We start from the raw sequence: 20,984 nt of genomic DNA on the forward strand, positions 1-20,984 counted from the left end.
GCCCTGGACGGCGCCCGCAAGCATTTCATTTTCGGCATCGACGCCCGCGGGCTCGTTCAGAAGCTCGACGCTGAGACCCTCATCCTTGAAATAGCCGAGCCCCTCGGCAAGCTTGGCCGGCAGGTAGATCTGCTTCTCGTAGCCGCCCACCATGATGGAAATCTTGCCGGCCGCCTGTGCAGCCGTCGTCGCAAACGACGCCGCAGTCATCGCGAGGGAAAGTGCCACCGAATATTTGAGAACGTTTGATGCACGCATGAAGTCCTCCTCTCCATTGATGTGCCTGTGCCGTTCGACGCAACACGGCACCGCTTCTTCTTGAAGCGGGAAAGACATGCACATCCAACCTTTCATTGAGCTGAAAGGAGCTCGCCCCGCCGTTCTGAAATTTGTGAACGGCGGTAGCCGCCGTCCTCATCACCGAAACACTGTGAAGCCGGATTACTTTGCAACGAGAAGCGTTGCCCGATCTTGGCAACTCCCGCAGCGCGACTATTTAAGATCTATCGCTTTCGCCAGGGGGACGATCCATGAGAAGCGCAGCCTTAGCCTCTATTCTGACAGCACTCATGATCGCCGGTCCGGCATCGGCAATCTCTCGCTACGAGTCGCTGAGCAAGACTTGCGCCGCCGTACAGCAGCTCATCGCCAGCGAGCGTGCTGTCATATTGCGCTATCCTGCAAAAGGCGGCGCCTCTCTCGTCCTGTATGATCGCTTTGTCTCCGGCAACGGGCAATGCAGCGTATCCGATTACGCGGCGCGCACCTACGTCCCCACCAGGGACAGTCCGCTATGCCCGGTCTACAACTGCAAGCCGTCCTCGGTTTTCAATCCACATTGACGCGAATCGTCTTTTCTGTGGTTTATTCCGCCGTCTTGGCAAAAGACCTAACAGAAAAAGACTTTTGGTTGAATTTTACCCATATTTCACACACATTTTGCGGGCAGCTTGAACGCATGCCGCTTACGCCATTATGTCGTAGGCAGAGCGGCGTCCACTGGAGCGCCCTATATTGCTAAGGAGATTGCGCAGTGAGTGCAAAAGTACCGAATCCGATTGATGCCTATGTCGGCTCCCGTGTGCGCACGCGGCGGCTTATGCTTGGCATGAGCCAGGAGCGGCTTGCCGAACAAATCGGCGTCACCTTTCAACAGGTGCAGAAATACGAAAAAGGCACTAACCGCATAGGAGCGAGCCGGCTGCAGGCCATAGCCGGCGTTCTGGCCATTCCGGTCGCGTTCTTCTTCCAGCAAGACAGCTCGCAGCCGCTGAATACGGACGGTTTGGGCATGATCAACGGCCTCGAAGACCTGTCGGAGTTTCTGACCTCCAAGGAGGGCCTGAGCCTCAACAAGGCCTTCATGAAGATCAACGATCCGGGCATACGCCAGTCCGTGCTAACCTTGGTCAAGTCTCTGGCAAACGCCTCCGAGCCGCATACAGGCCATGCGTCACGCGCAGGCGATGCACCGGTCGGCCTTCACAGCTGACACTCGGATCGCCGCATCGAATAAGAGGTCGAGGCACGCACCAAGTTCGGTGGGTGCCTCGATGTCCAATGACGGTTGCTGATCGCCCTCTTGGCGAATCGTTTGGCTGACATGCATGCCGGAAGGCATCCGCCCTAGCGGGGCGCGCTCATCTCTTACGCTTTAGGTTTTTGGCTTTGCAGATGTCATTATCGCAAAACCGCAGTACACTTTTGCGCGACTTGCTTTAACGCTCGTTCGAGTGCGGCTGCACGCCTGCCACGAAGATTTTGATGCATTGACGCAAATGCCGCAGCCGCGTTTCCCGATCGGGCCAGTCGTTCGGGTGGCCGGGCTTGGAGATCATCGCGCCGAAAATCATCGTCATCAGCATGCGTGCAGCGCTTGCGGTATCGGCAATCTCGATCAGGCCGCGCTGCTGTTGCTGGTTGAGCCAATCGGCGAGCATCTGCTGTGATTGTTTGGCACCATAGGTGTGCATCAGCGTCGCAACCTCCGGATATTGTCGGGATTCGCTCATGGCGAGATGAACGAAAGCCTCGCGCTCTCGCTCTTTGGCCTCATCGATGTCGATCATGAAGATCTGCTCGAGCGCCTCATCGAGCGGCAGGTTTTCATTGGCCTCGCGCGGCAGAGCCAGCATCGAGGCACGATGCTCGGCGATAATCGCCATGAATAGGTCGGTCTTGCCCGGAAACAGGCGATAAAGGGTCTGTTTCGAAATCTTGCAGCGGGCTGCCACCAGATCCATCGTCGTGCCGCCGTAACCAAGTTCGTAGAAAGTGACACGCGCCGCTTTGACGATCTCGGCTCGCCTTGCATCGTCGCTCGCGGTTTTGGGGCGGCCGCGCGGGCGGCGTGTTGCAGCCTGATCCTCTTTGCCTCCCCGCTCCTTTATCAGTGCCTCCACCTTAACCTCGACAAGCGAATGCGATTGACATTTCAACCAATACAAATATTTTCCGTACGACCTCGTACTGTAAATAAGGCAACAGGAAATAGCAACGTGCGAAAGCTTGCCTCTTCCACCTCTGCATCCGTATATCCCAAGGTATCCACCCGCCTTCTGTCCACCCGAACCGCGTTGATCGTCGCCGGTGCTGCCGCCACGATGCTACTCGCCGGCTGCAATGAACAGAAGGCCGCTCAGAACAATACACCAGCCGTGAAGACCGAGGTCAGCGCCATGGCGCTGCATCCGCAATCGGTCGCGATCACTGCCGAACTGCCCGGCCGCACCAGCGCCTATCTCGTCGCGGAAGTGCGGCCGCAGGTCGGCGGCATCATTCGCAACCGCAACTTCAAGGAAGGCAGTGAGGTCAAGGAGGGCGACGTCCTCTACGAAATCGATCCGGCCTCCTACCAGGCATCTTACGATAGCGCCGCCGCCGCCCTGCAGAAGGCGCAGGGCGCCGTGCCGAGCGCCCAATCGAAAGTGGATCGCTACAAGAGCCTCACCGCGCAGGACGCGGTCAGCAAGCAAAATCTGGATGATGCCATTTCCGCTTTGGCGCAAGCGAACGCCGACGTGGCTTCTGCGAGAGCGGCCCTGGAAACGGCACGCATCAATCTCGACTACACCAAGATGCGCGCGCCGATCGCCGGCCGTGTCGATGCATCGACCGTGACCGTCGGCGCCCTCGTCACCGCCGATCAGACGACGGCGCTGACCACGATCCGCAAGCTCGACCCCATCAATGTCGACGTCACGCAGTCGAGCACCAATCTGCTCGAGTTCCGCCGCGCCGTCGCCGACGGCCGGCTGAAGACCAGCGGCGACAACGTCTCCGTGCATCTGACGCTCGAAGACAGCAGCCAGTACAAGGAAACCGGCACGCTGCAATTTGCCGAATCCTCCGTCGCCGAAACCGTCGGCACCATCACCGTGCGCGCCGTTTTCCCCAATCCCGATCGCGTGCTGCTGCCCGGCATGTATGTGCGCGCCACCATTCAGGAAGGCATCGCCGAAAACAGTTTCCTCGTGCCCCAGCGTGCGGTTTTCCGCAACACGAAGGGCGAGCCGACCGCCATGTTCGTGAGTGCCGAAAACAAGGTCCAGCAGCGCGTCATCAAGGTGCGACGCAGCATCGGCAACAGCTGGCTTGTCAACGAAGGCATAAAGGATGGCGACCGCGTCATCGTCGAAGGCAGCCAGCGCGTTCGCGACGGCCAGGAAGTCACCGTATCGCCCGTCACCATCGACGACGCGACCGGCGAGGTGAAGCAGGCCGCAGCAGCCGAGGGTAAATCCACCGAGCAGGCCGAGCTGGAAAAGACCGATGGCAAGGCCGCCTCCGGCGCCCAGAAGTGAGGTTAGACGATGTCTCGTTTTTTCATCGACCGGCCGATCTTTGCCTGGGTCATCGCCATCGTCATCATGCTGGCGGGTGCGCTGTCCATTTTGACGCTGTCGATCTCGCAATATCCGCAGATCGCGCCGACCACGGTCAGCATCAGCGCCAATTATCCCGGCGCTGACGCCGCAACCGTCGAAAACTCGGTGACCAAGGTCATCGAGCAGGGCATGACCGGTATCGACAACCTCGACTACATGACGTCGACCTCGACCTCGACAGGCCAGGCCTCGATCTCGGTGACCTTCAACAACAAGGCCAACCCCGACGTCGCGCAGATGCAGGTGCAGAACAAGCTGCAGCTCGTCACCGCCCAGCTGCCGCAGACCGTCCAGTCCACCGGTATTGTCGTTTCCAAGTCGACGTCGAACTTCCTCATGGTCGTCGGCTTCGTCTCCACCGACAACAAGCTGAACTCCAACGACCTCGCCGACTATGTTGCCAGCACGCTCAACGATACGCTGAAGCGCATCGACGGCGTCGGCAACACCCAGATTTTCGGCGCAGGCTATGCCATGCGCATCTGGGTCAATCCTGACAAGCTGGCCAAATACCAGTTGATGGTGAGCGACGTCACCGCCGCGATCCAGGCGCAGAACTCGCAGGTCTCGGCCGGCCAGCTCGGCGCGCTGCCACAGCGCAAGGGGCAGCAGCTCAACGCCACCGTTACGGCCAAGAGCCGCCTGCAGACGCCGGAGCAGTTCGAAAACATCATCCTGAAGAGCCAGCCCGATGGCTCGCTGGTGCGCATCAACGATGTCGCGACCGTCGAACTCGGCGCGTCGTCCTACACGACGTCGAGCACCTATAACGGCCATCCTTCAGCAGGTCTCGCCGTGATGCTCGCCTCCGGCGCCAACGCCATCAGCACGGCCGAAGCGGTGAGATCGGTCATCGGCAATCTGAGCCAGACCCTGCCGCCGAATGTCGAGATCGTCTATCCCTACGACACGACGCCCTTCGTGAAGCTGTCGATCGAAGACGTAGTCAAGACGCTGTTCGAAGCCATCGTGCTCGTCTTCATCGTCATGTTCGTCTTCCTGCAGAACATTCGCGCGACCTTGATCCCGACGCTCGCCGTCCCCGTCGTCCTGCTCGGCACCTTCGGCGTGCTCTCCGTCTTCGGCTATTCGATCAATACGCTCACTATGTTCGGCATGGTGCTAGCGATCGGTCTGCTCGTCGACGACGCCATCGTTGTGGTCGAGAACGTCGAGCGCGTGATGGAGGAAGAGGGATTGTCGCCACGCGAGGCGACGATCAAGTCGATGCAGGAAATCACCGGCGCTCTGATCGGTATCGCCACCGTTCTATCAGCCGTCTTTATTCCAATGGCCTTCTTCTCCGGTTCGGTCGGCATCATCTACCGCCAGTTCTCGGTGACGATCGTCTCGGCGATGGTCCTGTCGGTCATCGTCGCATTGATCCTGACGCCGGCGCTTTGCGCCACTCTTCTCAAGAAGCCCAAACACGGCGCGAAGGAAAAGGGCGTCTTCGGCTGGTTCAACCGCAATTTCGAGCGGGGAACAAGGGGTTACCAGCGAAGCATTCATGGCATGATCCGCCTGAGCGCCGTCTTCCTCATCGTATTCGTGCTGATCGGCGTCGCCGTCGGTTATCTGTTCAACCGTCTCCCGAGCTCGTTCCTGCCGGACGAAGACCAGGGCATCCTGCTGACGGCGATCCAGCTTCCTCCGGGCGCCACGGAGTCGCGCACCTGGGCCGTGCTCAATCATGTGAAGGACTATTATCTCAATAACGAAAAGGACTATGTCGAAGGCGCATTCGCCGTGGCAGGCTTCGGCTTCAGCGGTCAGGGCCAGAACGTCGGTATCGTCTTCGTCAGATTGAAGGACTTCGACAAGCGTTCGACGCCGCAATCGAAGGCGCAGGCGATCGCCGGTCGCGCCATGGGCGCGTTCTCGAAGATCAAGGACGGCAGCGTCTTTGCGCTGGCGCCGCCGGCGATCCCCGGTTTCGGCAGCTCGAGCGGCTTCGATTTCTTCATCAAGGACATCAATGGCGCCGGCCATGCCGCGCTCATCCAGGCCCGCAACCAGCTGCTCGGCGCTGCGGCCAAGAGCCCGAAACTCTTCGGCACGCGTCCGAATGGTCAGGAAGATACGCCGCAATATTCTGTCAACATCGACCAGGAAAAAGCGAGTGCGCTCAACATCACCCTGTCGAACATCGACTCGACGCTGTCGACGGCCTGGGGCGGAACCTATGTCAACGACTTCATCGATCGCGGCCGCGTCAAGCCCGTCTACGTGCAGGCTGACAAGAACTTCCGCATGCAGCCGGAAGACTTCGGCCGCTGGTATGTGCGCAACTCCAGCGGCGACATGGTGCCGTTCTCGGCATTCTCGAGTGGCAACTGGACCTACGGTTCGCCGCGTCTGGAACGCTATAACGGCTCGTCGGCCGTCGAAATCCAGGGTGCCGCTGCACCAGGCGTTTCGTCGGGCGATGCCATGAACGAGATCGACAAGATCATGGCAACCCTGCCACCCGGCTTCAGCCATGAATGGACCAGCCTGTCGGCCCAGGAAAAGCTCTCCGGCAACCAGGCAAGCCAGCTCTATGCGATCTCGATCCTCGTCGTCTTCCTGGCGCTGGCCGCCCTCTACGAAAGCTGGTCGATCCCGCTTGCCGTGATGCTGTCGGTTCCGATCGGTATCTTCGGCGCGTTGCTGGCGGCCACCCTGTTCGGCCAGTCGAACGACGTCTACTTCAAGGTCGGTTTGCTGACGACCATCGGTTTGGCGGCCAAGAACGCCATCCTGATCGTCGAATTCGCCATCGAGCAGCAAAACCAGGGCAAGAACCTGGTCGATGCGACGCTGGAAGCGGCACGGCAGCGCTTGCGGCCGATCCTGATGACCTCGCTCGCCTTCATCCTCGGCGTTCTGCCGCTGGCGATCGCCAATGGTGCGGGATCGGGCAGCCAGAACTCGATCGGTATCGGCGTCATGGGCGGCATGATCTCGGCGACCGTGCTCGGCGTATTCTTCATCCCGCTGCTCTTCGTCTCGGTCCGCCGTGTCTTCAAAGGCAGGGTCAAATCGACGGCAACGACACCGCCCACCGACGCACCGACGACGGATGCCGCACATTAACGAACGAGACGCCCGCTTCCGCAGATTGGAGAGCGGGCGTCTCGACCTAGCTACAGGTCAAGCAAAGAGGCTCCTGCGACATCGCAGGAGCCTCTTTGTCATTGGTGTCATAGCTGACTTGAAAATGCTGTTGGCGGATAGCGCCCCACGCCGCCTTCGCGCCGCCGCTGCTCAGATCATGAAGCAGCGTGGCGGCATGCCTCTCGCAACCTTAAACGAGAGGCACGCCGGCTCGATATAAGAACCTGCCGCCCGAGTCCCGGACCTATGCCCCCGCACCTTTCGGCAAACAAGGTGTCGTTGCGATCGTGCCTACGGCTCGTTCAAGTGGATCAAGAAGCAGCAGGCGTTGCAGGCTGCGGCTTCGGCGACCACTTTGCGTGCAGCTTGGCGAGCATCAGATAGATGATCGGCGTGGTGTAGAGCGTCAGCACCTGCGAAACGACGAGGCCGCCGACGATGGTGATGCCCAGCGGGCGCCGCAGCTCGGAGCCAGGGCCGGTTGCCACGATCAGCGGAATGGCGCCCATCAGCGCCGCCAGCGTCGTCATCAGGATCGGACGGAAACGCTTGAGACAGGCCTGATAGATCGCTTCTTCCGAAGACAGGCCGAGAACGCGTTCGCCCTGCAGCGCGAAATCCACCATCATGATACCGTTCTTCTTGACGATGCCGATCAAGAGAATGATGCCAATGAAAGCGATGATGGTCAGCTCCGTGCCGCTGATGGCAAGCGCCAAGAGCGCGCCGAGACCGGCGGACGGCAACGTCGAAATGATCGTCAACGGATGCGCCAGGCTCTCATAGAGAATGCCGAGAACGATGTAGACCGTCAGCAATGCCGCCAGAAGCAGGAGCGGCTGGCTGCCGGACGACAGCCGGACACTCGCCGCATCGCCGGCGAAATCCGCATGCAGCGTATCGGGCAAATGCATCTCAAGCACCGCCTTCTCGATGGCTTGGTTCGCGACCTCCAAGGGCGTATTGAGCGCCAGATTGTAGGAAATGGTCACGGCCGGATATTGCCCCTGGTGATTGACCACCAGCGGCGCGAGCGTCCGATCGATGGAAGCGACGGCACTCAACGGCACCTGTTTCCCGCCGGTGGCCGGCACGTAGAGCTTGGAGATGTCATGCGGGTCGAGCGCATAGTTCGGATCCGCCTCTAGCACAACACGATACTGGTTGCGCTGCGTGTAGATCGTCGAGATCTGCCGCTGCGCGAAGGCGTTGTTCAGCGCGGCGTCGATGGATTGAATGCTGACGCCGAGCTGCGAGGCGAGACTGCGGTTGATATTGACGGTCGCCTGCAAGCCGTTTGGCTGCCTGTCGGTCGCGACATCGGTCAAGCCCGGAACAGCCTGCAATCGCTCCAATACCTTCGGCGCCCACTCCACCAGCTCGTCATAATTCGCACCCCAGACGGTGAACTGATACTGCGACTGCGACTGGCGCGCGCCGGCGCGAATATCGCCCGGCGAAAACAGGAACGTGCTGAGCCCGGGAACGGCCATCAGCTGCTTGCGAAGCCGGTCGATGATCTCGGCCGTCGGCGCCCGCTCCGATTCCGGCTTGAGCGAAATGAACAGCTGCCCTCGATTGATCGAGCTGGAAAAGCCGCCGCCGCCCACCGAGGAGCCGAGGCCCGACACCGCCGAGTCCTCGGCGACGATATCGGCGGCCTGCTGCTGCAATTTGACCATGGCCGGATAGGAGATATCGGTCGCGGCCTGCGTCCCGCCCTGGATGAAGCCGGTATCATCCTGCGGAATGAAACCCTTCGGCACCTTGACGTAGAGATAGGCCGACATGACCACGCAGGCGATGATCACCAAGACGGACATCAGGCGGTGATGCAGCACTGCTTTCAACGTCCGTCCGTAAAAGCCGATGATCGCGCTCATCGAGCCTTCGACCATGCGGCCGAACCGCCCGGGCTGGGCATGAATGTCGTGCGGCCGGAGGCGATGGCCGCAGATCATCGGCGTCAGCGTCAACGACACCAGCGTCGAAACGATGATGGTGAAGCCGAGTGTCAGCGAGAAAGTCTGGAAGAAGCGGCCGACGATACCTCCCATGAAAAATAGGGGAATGAAGGCGGCGAGCAGCGACAGGCTGATCGAAACGACCGTGAAGCCGATCTGCTTTGCGCCTTCGAGCGCCGCCCGCATCGGCTTCATGCCGGTTTCCAGATTGGCATAGATATTCTCGATCATGACGATGGCATCGTCGACGACGAAACCCACCGAAACGGCAAGCGCCATGAGAGAGAGATTGTCGATCGACAATCCGAAGAGCCACATCGCCGCCAGGGTTCCGGCGAGCGAAAGCGGCACGGTGACGCCTGCCGCGAAGGTCGGCGTTGCGCGCCGCAGGAAGACGAAGACCACCGCCATCACCAGGCAGATGGTGGCCAGCAGCGTCCATTGCATGTCGTTGACGCTGGCATGGATCGTCGTGGTGCGGTCGGAAAGGACATCAATCTTGACGCCGGCCGGGATGAGCCGCTGCAGCTCCGGAATCAACTGCTTGACGCCCTCGACCGTAGCGATGACGTTGGCATCCGCCTCCTTGGTGATGTTGAGCAGCACGGCGGGTTTGCCGCCATACCAGGCATCGGAGCGGCTATTGCGCACGCCCGGTTCGACGGTGGCTATATCGGACAGCCGGACGGCGGTGCCGTCACCGCTGCGTACAACGATCCTGCCATACGCTTCCGGCGTCCGCAGCTGTCCGTTGACGGCGATGGAGAAAGCTCCTCCAGCGCCGTCCATGGAGCCGGCAGGGCCGAGTACGTTGGCATTGACGATCGCGGTGCGAACGCTGTCGAGCGACATGCCCATGGCCGAGAGCCGATCGGGATTGAGCCTCACGCGTATCGCAGGCTGATCGGCGCCGCTGACCGTTACGCCACCGACGCCTTCCACCTGCGAGATACGCTGCACGACCACCGTATCGGCTGCATCATATATGGCGCTCGGCCCCACATTGTCCGATGTCAGCGCCAGAATCAGCACGGGCGCCGCGGCCGGATTGATCTTGCGGAAGGATGGTAGGGTCGGCAGATCGCCCGGCAGGTCGGTCGCCGATGCATTCAGCGCCGCCTGCACATCTTGCGCGGCGCCATCAACGCTGCGGGAGAGATCGAATTGCACCATGATGGTGCTTGAGCCGAGCGAGCTCACCGAGGTCAATTGCGTGACGCCGGCTATGGTGCCGAGATGCCGTTCCAGCGGAGCGGCGACACTCGCCGCCATGCTGGCGGGATCGGCGCCGGGACGGCTCGCCGAGACGACGATCGTCGGCAAGTCCACAGTCGGCAGGCTTGCCACCGGCAGGAAGCCATAGGCGACGATACCGAGAATCATCAGCCCGATCGCCAGAAGCGTCGTCCCGACAGGGCGTTTGACGAACGGCTCGGAGATGTTCATGTCTCGCCGCCCGCCAGTTCGTCCATTTCAGCGCTCGGCGTGCCGCTGGTGCGCCCGACGATCCGGGCGCGCAGGCGCTCGAAGGCCAGATAGATCACCGGCGTCGTATAGAGCGTCAGCAGCTGCGACAGCACGAGGCCGCCGATGATGGTGATGCCAAGAGGGATGCGCAGCTCGGCGCCTGTGCCCTGCGCCAGCGCCAGCGGCAGAGCGCCGAAAAGCGCCGCCAGCGTCGTCATCATGATCGGTCGGAAACGCAAGATCGAGGCCTTGAGAATGGCCTCGCGCGGCTCGAGGCCTTCCTTGCGCTCCGCCTCGAGCGCAAAGTCGATCATCATGATCGCGTTCTTCTTGACGATGCCCATCAGCAGCACGATGCCGATCAGGGCGATGACCGACAGATCCTGCCCGAACAGCATCAGCGCCAGCAGCGCGCCGACACCGGCCGAAGGCAGCGTCGAAAGGATCGTCACCGGGTGGACGGCGCTCTCGTAGAGCAGGCCGAGCACGATATAGATCGTCACGACGGCCGCCAGGATCAGCCAGGGCTCGCCGGCAAGCGAGGAGGCAAATTCTTCCGCGTCACCCGAATACTTGCGCTGGATGTTGTCGGGCATGCCGATATCCTGCTCGGCCGCCTTGATCTCGGCCACGGCTTCGCTGAGCGAAGCGCCTTTGGCAATATCGAAGCTGATCGTCACGGCCGGAAACTGCTCGTCATGGCTGATGACCAGCGGCGCCGTCGTGAAGGTCGCCGTCGTAAAGGCATTGAGCGGCACTTGCGTGTCGCTGGCGCCGGCGACGTAGAGCTTGTCAAGCGACTTCGGATCCGACTGATATTGGGGCGCAGCCTCCAGAATGACGCGATACTGGTTGGCCTGGCCGTAGATCGTCGCGATCTGGCGCTGGCCGAAAGCATCGTTCAGGGTGTCGCTGACGGCCTGCATCGATACGCCGAGCCGCGAGGCGGTTTCGCGATCGACATTCACAAAGATGCGGCCGCCTCCCATTTCCACCTCGGAGGCGACGTCCATAAGCTTCGGGCTTTCCTGCAGCCGCTGGGCCAGCTTCTGCGACCAGTCGACCACCGTGTTCGTATCCGTGCCCGTCAAAGTATATTGATAGGGCGCGCGGCTGGCCCTGGTGCTGATCGAGATGTCGCGCACGCTCTGAAAGGTGACATGGATGCCCGGCATACCCGCGACGTCATCGCGCATCCGCTCGATGATCTGATCGGCGGAAGCTGTGCGCTGGTTCCTCGGCTTTAGTATCAGGCTGAGATTGCCGGTGTTCAGCGTCAGATTGCTGGCGCTGGCACCGATGACGGAAACGACGCCATCGACATCCGGGTCCTTGCGCAGCCGATCGGTCACGGTCGCCTGTATCTGCTTCATGGTCTCGAAAGAGGTCGTCGGCTCGGCTTCGATCACAGCGGTGATCAGGCCGGTATCCTGCGCCGGCAGGAAGCCCTTCGGAATGACGACATAGAGCGCGATCGTCGCAGCCAGCGTCACCACGGTCACCACGAGCATGAGGCCGCTGCGATCCACGGCCCATACGAGGCTGCGCCGATAGCCTTCGATCATCCAATCGGTGAAACGATCGGCGCCGGCAAGCAAACCACCCGCACGCTCCTTGGGCTTGCGCAGGATGCGCGCGCACATCATCGGCGTCAGCGTCAGCGAAACCACGGCCGACACCACAACGGCGATGGTGAGCGTCAGCGCGAATTCGCGGAACATGCGGCCCACGATCCCGGTCATGAACAGCAGCGGAATGAACACCGCAACCAGCGAGACGGTCAGCGAAATGATGGTGAACCCGATCTCGCCGGCACCCTTCAGCGCCGCCTGCATCGGGTTTTCGCCCTCCTCGATATGGCGGGCGATGTTCTCGATCATCACGATGGCGTCGTCGACAACGAAGCCGGTGCCGATCGTCAGCGCCATCAGCGAGAGATTGTCGAGGCTGAAGCCGGCAAACCACATGACGCCGAAGGTCGCGATCAGCGACAAGGGCAGAGCGACACCGGCTATGAAGGTTGCCGTCATCGTCCGCAGAAAGAGCAGAACTACGAGGATGACGAGACCGATACTGATCACCAGCGTCCATTGCACGTCATGGATCGAGGCTCGGATGGTCTCGGTGCGGTCGTTGACGATATCGAGCGAGATGCCGGCCGGCATGGCCTGTTTCAGCTTCGGAAGCTGCTGCAGGACGTTTTCGACGGTCTGAATGACGTTGGCGCCCGGCTGGCGCATGATATCGATGATGACGGCGGGCTTTCCCTGATACCAGGCGCCGACGCGATTGTTCTCCAGCCCTTCGACGACATCAGCCACATCCTTCAACTGCACCGGGGCGTTGTTGCGATAGGCGACGATGACAGACTTGTAGACGTTCGGGTCTACGATCTGGTCGTTCGCGGCAAGCGTGAAGCTTTGCTGGGTGCCATCAAGCGCACCCTTGGCGCCGGCCACGCTGGCGCTGGTGATCGCCGTGCGGATATCCTCCAGAGCAAGGCCATAGGAGGCAAGGCGCGGCAGGTCCACCTGGACACGAATGGCAGGCTTGACGCCGCCCTGGATGCTGACATTGCCCACGCCGGACACTTCGCTGAGGCGCTGCGCCATCATCGTATCGGCGAAGTCGCTGAGCTCGCGGATCGAATAGCTGTCGGAGCGCAAGGCCAGCGTCACGATCGGCGTGTCGGCCGGGTTCACCTTCGAATAGGTCGGCGGATAGGGAAGCGTGCGCGGCAGCGTCGAGCCGGCCGCGTTGATCGCTGCCTGCACATCCTGCGCGGCGCCATCGATATCACGGCCGAGATCGAACTGCAGCGTGATCTGGCTGATACCGAAGGCACTTGACGACGTCATCGAGGTCAGTGACGGGATCTGACCGAGCGGCCGTTCCAGGGGAGCGGTCACCAGGGCCGCCATCGTATCGGGATCGGCGCCGGGAAGCTGCGTCGTCACCTGAATCGTCGGGAAATCCACCTGCGGCAGCGGCGCGACCGGCAGGAAGAGAAAGCCGAGAATACCGCCCAGGAGAACCGCGACCCCGAGAAGCGAGGTGGCGATGGGTCGGCCGATGAAGAGCGACGAGACGTTCATTGTTGCTGCGTCGGCGCTGCGGACGCGTTGTTCGGCGTGGTGCTGGCGCTGGTATTCGTATCCTGACCGGCGCCGCCGGCGTGCTGATCATCCCCGCTTTGACCATCCTGGCCGGCATTACCGCCATTACCACCCTTGCCGCCCTGACCGCCCTTGCCTCCCTGACCGTTGTGGCGATGATGCGGCTTCTCGCCGCCATTGGCGCCGGCATTACCTTGGCTGCTCTGTTGATCGTTCTGCGCAACCGGCTGCCCTTGATCATTGGCCGCCGGCACACTCGGTACCGCTTGATCGGAACTGGCCGAAATCTGCACTTTCGAACCGTCCTGAAGCCGCGCAAAGCCGGTCGTCACCACCTTGTCGCCCGGAGAAACGCCATCGGCGATCACGGCGAGCGTGTCGTCCTGCTGACGCACCTTCACCGGCTTCATCGCCACGGTCTGGCCTTCCTTGACGATATAGACGAACGTGCCGTTCGGCCCGCGCTGCACCGCCCCGCTCGGAATAACGGTAACGCCCTTCAGCGTCTCCACGAGCAGGCGGGCATTGATGAAGGCACCGGGCCACAGTGCCAGCTTCTCGTTCGGAAAGTTCGCCTTCAGCTTGACTGTGCCCGTCGTGGGATCGACCTGGTTGTCGACCACCGCCAGCGTGCCGTTGTCGATGACCGTCTGGCCATCATTCCCCATGGCCTGGACGGCGAGCGTACCGGCCGCACTTGCCGCGTTGACGCGAGCAAGCTGTTGCTGCGGAATGGAAAACAACACGGAGATCGGCCTGATCTGCGACAGCGTCACGATCCCTGTCGCATCCGACGAGCCGATGAGGTTGCCGACATCGACATTGCGGATACCGGTGCGCCCATCGATCGGCGCCTTGATCGTCGTATAGTCAAGCGTCGCCTGCGCGCTTTCTATAGCCGCCGCGTCGGCCTTAACCTGTGCCGTGTATTGCGCCACCAGCGAAGTCTGCGTATCGACCTGCTGCTGCGTACCCGAAGCGGTCTTCACCATGAGCTGATAGCGGTTGAGATCGCGCTGGGCCCCTGCGAGCAGAGCCTCGTCCTGCGCCTTCTTGGCAAGCGCCTGGTCGAGCTGCGCCTTGTAGACGGAATCGTCGATGCGGGCGATAACGTCGCCCTTCTTGATATCCTGGCCCTCGCCGAAATCGATCTCGACGATTCGTCCGCTGACCTGCGCGCGCACCGTCACCGTATTCAGGGCCTTCACCGAACCCACGCCATTGATATAGACGGGAACGTCGGCCGTCGTCACATCGGCCGCAAGCACTGGAACCGGGCCGCTGAATTGCGCCGCACCCCGCCGCCCTCCACCGCCGCCCTGACGCTGGCCGTTGCGGCGCTCGCCCTGGGCTTGTTGGGCAGGTGTCGAGGCGTTCTGATAGCCAAGCAGCCGCTCGGCGTTGGCAAGCCAGAGATCGCGAGTCGCATAGGCGCCGTAGCCCACCGCGCCAATCACCGCCAACGACATTACGACCCGAAACGCACGAGCCATCAACACACCTTCCTTCTAAGCCTTCGGTGATCTCTGACCCGCGGCTATCTTGTGCGCGACTCTAGCTTGCATCGTGTCGCTTAGGAATTTGGTATAGCCATTAAATTTTGTCCATTTTTGCGACGACTTAGCGAAATAAATTGTCACATTGGATAAAATCAGGGTTGTAGTCGCAAAGGCCTAGCGCTGGCGCAAGTTGCCATTGTCCTTGCGGATCAGAGTACACCCCAGCCGCGATAGCGGCCTCGGCCCGTCATCTCGCGCAAGCCAAGATCGCTGACCAGATTGAGCGCACCTCTTGGAGTGACGCCGACATGGCGGGCGATCATCTTCGTCGAAACGATCGGCCGCGACAGCACGATATCGATTACCTCGGGCAGGCTGCTGTTCGATCGCCGGTCCTTGAGACGCAACTCCATCTGCAGCTTGGCGAGCGAAAGACGATCAAGCTCCTTGAGGCCGGAATCGGCCGAAAGTACCATGGCCTCCAGAAATGCCGCCAGGCGCGTGTTGCGGTCCGAGGCCCGCCGTCGATCATGGCGGACGGCTTTCAGGCCGATGTTCAGACAGAAGAGATGCGAGGTGACTTTGCCGCGGCTGCGCAGATAGGCGCTGACCAGCAGGCCGCCGAGCCAATGCTGACGCCGCAGCGGCTCGAGCCGCTCCCAGGCGTCGAAAAGCACTGCCGCGCCCAGAACCGGCGGCAGCAGATCAGCCTCGCGAATGACGGCGCGCCAGCTCTCCAGGCGCTCGTCTTCATCCCAATCCTCGTCGCGCACCAGTGCGAGCGGATCGTCGATCGTCTCGGGTCTGCCGAGATCGGGAACACCGCCATTCAGGATCTTTTCGGATCGGGCGAGGATGGCGTCGATCTCGGCAAAGTCGACGCCGAAATCATCCTGATCCTCGTCTTCCTCTTGCGCGTCGGGCTCGGCGGACGCGGGGCGCCGCGGGACAATATCCTCGACTTCCCCGACATCGCCGCGCAAGGCGGCAAGGCCGGCCATTTCCAATCCCCAGGAAGGGTCCGCATTCCAGAGGCGCCGCCGGCTCCGCAGCACGGCGTGGGCGATGGTCAGCTCATGCGTCGGCGCGCGGGCATCCATGCGCGCATCGTGCAGTACCAGATCTTCCACATGCACCAGCTCGCCGCCAACCCAAAGCGCCCCCGCGGCATCGAAGAAATGCCCGCGCTCGCGAAAGCCGTCCGCCACGACATGCCGCAGAACACGCTCATCCAGCCGTGCCAACATGTCCTCAGCCTTGACGATGGCAGGCAGAAGCGTCGTCAGCGGAAGTGTGGTCAGATCGTATCGCATTGGAATCGCATCATTGAACCGATCTTACGGAACCTATCATCGCCACAAGCTGCAGGATACAAAGAGACCTCTGCGAACTGTGGACGACAATTCCTATTTTTAGCCTTGACCTTCCAGTAACAGGAAGGTTCATAACCTCATCCAACGCTCCTTTCGGGGCAATGGAGTCTGATATGGCATTGCACGACGAACACGATCACAGCCATCAAGGTCATGGTCACCACCATCATGACGGCCAGCCGCAGGAGACGGTGACGCGCGACCCGGTTTGCGGCATGATCGTTGATCCCGCCGGCAAGCCTTCGCTGGACTATCGAGGCCGCACTTTCCACTTCTGCAGCAATGGCTGCCGCACCAAGTTCGAGGCCGCGCCGGAGACCTACTTAACCGCCAAGGACCCCACCTGCGGCATGACGGTCGATCGCGCCACTGCGCGCCACTTAGCCAAGCACGAAGGCGAGACATTCTACTTCTGCTCCGCCGGCTGCAAGGCCAAATTCGAAGCGGATCCATCAGCCTATCTCAACGGCAATAGGCCGACACAGAAACCGGTACCGAAGGGTACGCTCTACACATGCCCGATGCATCCCGAAGTCGTCAGCGATCATCCCGGCGATTGCCCGAAATGCGGCATGGCACTGGAACCCATGGGCGTGCCCGCCGCCGACGAGGGCCCGAATCCTGAGCTGGTCAATTTCACGCGCCGGCTCTGGTTAAGCGCTGCCTTGTCGCTGCCCTTGCTTGTTATCAGCATGGGTCCGATGATCGGCCTGCCTATCCGCGGATGGCTCGGCGAACCCATCGCCACATGGCTCGAACTCGCGCTTGCGACACCAGTCGTGCTTTGGGCGGCCCTGCCCTTCTTCCGCCGCGCCTGGAGCTCGCTCGCCAATCGCAGCCCCAACATGTGGACGCTGATCGGCCTCGGCGTCGGCACCGCCTATCTCTACAGCATCATCGCCACACTCGCCCCCGGCCTCTTCCCGATGAGCTTCCGTGGCCATGGCGAGAGCGTACCCGCCTATTTCGAAGCGGCTTCGGTCATCGTCGCGCTGGTCTTCGTCGGCCAAGTGCTGGAACTGAAAGCCCGTGAACGCACTGGTTCGGCCATCCGTGCGCTTCTCGACCTTGCACCCAAGACGGCGCGGCGCATCGGCGCCGACGGCAGCGAAAACGACGTGCCCGTCGACGAGATCCAGGCCGGCGACCGGCTGCGCGTGCGCCCCGGCGAGCGCGTTCCGGTGGACGGCTCCGTCGTTGACGGACAATCCACTATCGATGAATCGATGATAACAGGCGAACCCCTGCCCGTCGAAAAGGACCGGGGTGATTCCCTGACCGGCGGCACGATCAACAAGAACGGCACGCTCATCATGCAGGCCGAAAAAGTCGGCGCCGACACCACGCTGTCGCGCATCGTCGAACTTGTCGCCAAGGCGCAGCGCTCGCGCGCGCCGATCCAGACGATGGTCGATCGCGTCTCCGCCATCTTCGTGCCCGCCGTCGTCGCAGCCGCCATCATCGCCTTTGCTGTTTGGGCCTTCATCGGGCCGGAACCGCGCCTGGCGCATGCGCTGCTCGCCGCCGTCGCCGTGCTGATCATCGCCTGCCCATGTGCGCTTGGACTGGCAACGCCCATGTCCATCATGATCGCCACGGGCCGGGGCGCGCAAGAGGGCGTGCTGGTGCGCGACGCCGAGGCGCTGGAGCGCTTCGCAAAGGTCGACACGCTGATCGTCGACAAGACAGGCACTTTGACCGAAGGCAAGCCGAATCTGACCGACATCGTCACCGCCAATGGCGTCGAGGAAGCCCGCCTTCTCTCACTCGTCGCCAGCCTCGAACGCGGCTCGGAGCATCCGCTCGCCGAAGCTATCGTTGCCGGCGCAGAGGAACGCGGAGCAAGCTTCGCCGACATCTCCGGCTTCTCGGCAATCACGGGCAAGGGCGTGGCGGGCCGCGCAGGTGAGATCGCAATCGCGCTCGGCAACGCGGCGATGATGGCCGACCTCGCCGTTTCGACCGAAGCCCTCGAGGCTGAGACCGAGCGCCTGCGCAGCGAAGGCAAGACCGTGATGTTCGTCGCCGTCGACGACAAGCTGGCAGGCCTCGTCGCCGTCGCCGACCGAATCAAGCCGACGACGGCAGCCGCGATCAAAGCGCTGCACGAGAGCGGCCTGAAGATCATCATGGCAACCGGCGACAACGGCAAGACCGCAGCTGCCGTCGCCAAACAGCTTGGCATCGATGAAGTGCGCGCCGATATGCTGCCGGAGAGCAAGAAGGCACTGATCGACGAGCTGCACGCCAAGGGTCGCATCGTTGCGATGGCCGGCGATGGCGTCAACGACGCTCCGGCACTTGCCTCCGCCGATGTCGGCATCGCCATGGGCACAGGCGCCGACGTCGCCATGGAAAGCGCCGGCATCACGCTGGTGAAAGGCGATCTCAACGGCATCGTGCGGGCGCGCCGCCTGTCGGAAGCGACCATCCGCAACATCAAGCAGAACCTCGCCTTCGCCTTCGGCTACAATGCGCTCGGCGTGCCGCTGGCAGCCGGCGTGCTCTACCCCGTCTTCGGTCTGCTTCTGTCGCCGATGATCGCGGCGGCTGCGATGAGCCTGTCTTCGGTCTCGGTCATCGGCAATGCGCTCCGGCTGCGGCTGGCGAGATAAGGAGATTTCTGATGAATATCGGCGAAGCATCCAGCCGCTCGGGCCTGCCGGCCAAGACGATCCGCTACTACGAAGATATCGGGCTGATCCGGCCCGATCGCGGCGACAACGGCTATCGCGATTATGGCCCTGACGACGTGCACAAGCTGCGCTTTCTGCATCGCTCGCGCAGCCTCGGCTTTTCGGTGGAGGAGTGCCGGCAATTACTGGCACTTTACGAGGACAAAAGCCGCGCCAGCGCCGACGTCAAGGACATCGCCGCCACGAAACTCACCGAGATCGACCGCAAGATCCGCGAACTCACGGAACTGCGCCGCACACTGGAGCATCTGGTACACGCCTGCCACGGCAACGAGCGGCCGGACTGTCCGATCCTGGAGGAATTGTCGGAGGGTTGAGAATTGGCGACGCGGCCATGCCCCTCACCCGCTCGCGGAAAGAGGGGGTCTTGATCCCATCTCCAGCAGCTTAACTCCATAGACTCTCTATTTCGCACAGTCGTCCCTTCTCCCCGCCTGCGGGGAGAAGGTTAGGATGAGAGGCATTCCCGCAGGAGGCCAGTGAACCAACCGCCCCCAAGAGGTACCTAACTCACCCGCTCCACAGCGATCGCCGTCGCCTCGCCACCGCCGATGCAGAGCGCTGCAACGCCGCGCCTCGCCCCTTGACGCTCAAGCGCATGCAGCAGGGTCACGATCAGCCGCGCGCCGGTGGCGCCGATCGGATGGCCAAGGGCGCAGGCACCGCCATTCACATTGAGCCGGTCGCGCGCAATGCCAAGCTCCTTGGCCGCGGCCATGGCAACGACGGCGAAGGCCTCGTTGATCTCGAAGAGATCGACATCGCCGATCTTCCAGCCCGTCTTGTCCAGCAGCTTGCGGATCGCCGGGATCGGCGCGGTGGTGTACCAGGCCGGCTCTTGGCTGTGCGTGGCATGGGCCTTGATCTCGGCGAGGATCGGCAACCCCTCTCGCTCGGCAACCGAGCGGCGCGTCAGGATGAGAGCCGCAGCACCATCGGCGTTTGCCGAGGCGCTGGCGGCCGTGATGGTGCCGTCCTTGCGGAAGGCGGGTTTCAGCGTCGGGATTTTTTCCGGCGAGACCTTCCGCGGATGCTCGTCCTTGGCAACAATGATTGAGCCACCCTTGGCAGCGACGGAAACCGGCGTGATCTCGGCTTCGAATGCGCCATTCTCACTTGCGGCGCGGGCGCGCGACAGGGTCTCGACCGAATAGGCATCCTGATCGTCGCGGCTGAACTGATAGGCTTCGACCGCCATCTCGCCAAAATCGCCCATGGAGCGGCCCTTCTCATAGGCATCTTCCAGCCCATCAAGCATCATATGGTCGAAGATGCGGTCATGGCCCATCCGGTAGCCTCCGCGCGCCTTGGCAAGCAGATAGGGCGCATTCGACATCGATTCCATGCCCCCGGCAACCGCGATGGTGGCGGAACCGGCGAGAAGCAGGTCGTGCGCCAGCATGGTCGCTTTCATGCCCGAACCGCAGACCTTGTTGATCGTCGTGGCGCCTACCGCATCCGGCAGACCGGCGCCACGCGCCGCTTGTCTCGCCGGCGCCTGGCCCTGCCCTGCCGGCAGCACGCAGCCGAACAGCACCTCATCCACCCTGTCAGCCGACAATCCGGCGCGCTCCAGCGCGGCGCGGATGACATGTGCCCCAAGCTCGGGCGCCTGCAAGGGCGATAGCTCTCCCTGGAAACGACCAAGGGGCGTACGGGTGGCCGAGACGATAACGATTGGATCGATAGCGGACATGACATCTCCTCAGAGTCTGCAAACGGCATTTTCAGCATCACCACTAGCACGTTAAATGATGATCGTCATCTAAATATGGCGGAAAGCAGGGCCTGATTGAATTTCTCACACTTGCTGCAGGCAAAGACGCAATTGCCTCGGCGCGAGACACAGCCTATGGATATCCAAATTTAGAGATGAGGATATT

13 protein-coding genes are annotated in these 20,984 nt (G+C 61.9%); 6 read left to right on the forward strand and 7 right to left on the reverse strand.

Features of this window, described 5'->3' with window-relative positions:
- On the reverse strand, positions 1-258 hold a 258-nt coding region (locus QD409_RS20265), incomplete at its 3' end, for an ABC transporter substrate-binding protein (protein ID WP_430763499.1).
- A gap of 272 nt (positions 259-530) precedes the next feature.
- Between QD409_RS20265 and QD409_RS20270 the strand changes: the two genes are divergently transcribed.
- The gene (locus QD409_RS20270; protein WP_092848317.1) at positions 531-842 is read left to right on the forward strand and encodes a hypothetical protein; all 312 of its coding nucleotides are present in this window, start codon (positions 531-533) and stop codon (positions 840-842) included.
- A gap of 191 nt (positions 843-1,033) precedes the next feature.
- Positions 1,034-1,492 carry a helix-turn-helix domain-containing protein gene (locus QD409_RS20275; RefSeq protein WP_092848315.1) on the forward strand — a complete coding sequence of 153 codons (459 nt, stop codon included), beginning with the start codon at positions 1,034-1,036 and terminating at the stop codon, positions 1,490-1,492.
- A gap of 226 nt (positions 1,493-1,718) precedes the next feature.
- On the opposite strand, the gene QD409_RS20280 is transcribed toward QD409_RS20275, so the two are convergent.
- Positions 1,719-2,402, reverse strand: a complete 684-nt coding sequence (locus QD409_RS20280; protein WP_092848312.1) for a TetR/AcrR family transcriptional regulator — start codon at positions 2,400-2,402, stop codon at positions 1,719-1,721.
- Positions 2,403-2,498: 96 nt separating this feature from the next.
- Between QD409_RS20280 and QD409_RS20285 the strand changes: the two genes are divergently transcribed.
- Together QD409_RS20285 and QD409_RS20290 are read left to right on the forward strand one after the other, a co-directional pair.
- On the forward strand, positions 2,499-3,803 hold the full coding sequence (locus tag QD409_RS20285; protein WP_425348531.1) for an efflux RND transporter periplasmic adaptor subunit: 1,305 nt from the start codon (positions 2,499-2,501) through the stop codon (positions 3,801-3,803).
- 9 nt (positions 3,804-3,812) lie between these two features.
- Positions 3,813-6,965 (forward strand): efflux RND transporter permease subunit, encoded by a 3,153-nt coding sequence (locus QD409_RS20290; protein ID WP_092848295.1) that lies wholly within the window; start codon positions 3,813-3,815, stop codon positions 6,963-6,965.
- A gap of 332 nt (positions 6,966-7,297) precedes the next feature.
- Here QD409_RS20290 and QD409_RS20295 read toward each other — a convergent pair whose 3' ends face one another.
- The 4 genes from QD409_RS20295 to QD409_RS20310 form a co-directional block, all read right to left on the reverse strand.
- Positions 7,298-10,396 carry an efflux RND transporter permease subunit gene (locus QD409_RS20295; protein ID WP_430763500.1) on the reverse strand — a complete coding sequence of 1,033 codons (3,099 nt, stop codon included), beginning with the start codon at positions 10,394-10,396 and terminating at the stop codon, positions 7,298-7,300.
- Positions 10,393-13,512: an efflux RND transporter permease subunit gene (locus QD409_RS20300; protein WP_430763501.1), complete on the reverse strand. Its 3,120-nt coding sequence runs from the start codon at positions 13,510-13,512 to the stop codon at positions 10,393-10,395. Before QD409_RS20300 ends, QD409_RS20295 begins: the two co-directional genes overlap by 4 nt.
- Complete coding sequence (locus tag QD409_RS20305) at positions 13,509-15,026, reverse strand: efflux RND transporter periplasmic adaptor subunit (protein WP_092848276.1); 1,518 nt, start codon at positions 15,024-15,026, stop codon at positions 13,509-13,511. Before QD409_RS20305 ends, QD409_RS20300 begins: the two co-directional genes overlap by 4 nt.
- A 215-nt stretch (positions 15,027-15,241) precedes the next feature.
- A complete protein-coding gene (locus tag QD409_RS20310) occupies positions 15,242-16,345 on the reverse strand; it encodes an RHE_PE00001 family protein (RefSeq protein ID WP_430763502.1) in 1,104 nt (367 codons plus the stop codon).
- Between the two features lie 173 nt (positions 16,346-16,518).
- On the opposite strand from QD409_RS20310, the gene QD409_RS20315 reads away from it, so the two are divergent.
- Positions 16,519-19,020, forward strand: a complete 2,502-nt coding sequence (locus QD409_RS20315; protein WP_430763503.1) for a heavy metal translocating P-type ATPase — start codon at positions 16,519-16,521, stop codon at positions 19,018-19,020.
- 11 nt (positions 19,021-19,031) lie between these two features.
- A complete protein-coding gene (gene cueR / locus QD409_RS20320; RefSeq protein WP_430763504.1) occupies positions 19,032-19,418 on the forward strand; it encodes a Cu(I)-responsive transcriptional regulator in 387 nt (128 codons plus the stop codon).
- Positions 19,419-19,606: 188 nt separating this feature from the next.
- Here cueR and QD409_RS20325 read toward each other — a convergent pair whose 3' ends face one another.
- Positions 19,607-20,797: an acetyl-CoA C-acyltransferase gene (locus QD409_RS20325; RefSeq protein WP_430763505.1), complete on the reverse strand. Its 1,191-nt coding sequence runs from the start codon at positions 20,795-20,797 to the stop codon at positions 19,607-19,609.
- Positions 20,798-20,984: the final 187 nt, after the last annotated feature.

Source organism: Rhizobium sp. BR 315 (assembly GCF_050577975.1).
Classification (GTDB): Bacteria; Pseudomonadota; Alphaproteobacteria; order Rhizobiales; family Rhizobiaceae; genus Rhizobium; species Rhizobium miluonense.

Bases quoted from the DNA above. Each gene is read 5' to 3' on its own strand.
- QD409_RS20270 (WP_092848317.1), top strand. From the start codon at position 531: ATGAGAAGCGCAGCCTTAGCCTCTATTCTGACAGCACTCATGATCGCC.
- QD409_RS20290 (WP_092848295.1), top strand. From the start codon at position 3,813: ATGTCTCGTTTTTTCATCGACCGGCCGATCTTTGCCTGGGTCATCGCC.
- QD409_RS20295 (WP_430763500.1), bottom strand. From the start codon at position 10,396: ATGAACATCTCCGAGCCGTTCGTCAAACGCCCTGTCGGGACGACGCTT.
- QD409_RS20300 (WP_430763501.1), bottom strand. From the start codon at position 13,512: ATGAACGTCTCGTCGCTCTTCATCGGCCGACCCATCGCCACCTCGCTT.
- QD409_RS20305 (WP_092848276.1), bottom strand. From the start codon at position 15,026: ATGGCTCGTGCGTTTCGGGTCGTAATGTCGTTGGCGGTGATTGGCGCG.
- QD409_RS20310 (WP_430763502.1), bottom strand. From the start codon at position 16,345: ATGCGATACGATCTGACCACACTTCCGCTGACGACGCTTCTGCCTGCC.
- QD409_RS20315 (WP_430763503.1), top strand. From the start codon at position 16,519: ATGGCATTGCACGACGAACACGATCACAGCCATCAAGGTCATGGTCAC.
- cueR (WP_430763504.1), top strand. From the start codon at position 19,032: ATGAATATCGGCGAAGCATCCAGCCGCTCGGGCCTGCCGGCCAAGACG.
- QD409_RS20325 (WP_430763505.1), bottom strand. From the start codon at position 20,797: ATGTCCGCTATCGATCCAATCGTTATCGTCTCGGCCACCCGTACGCCC.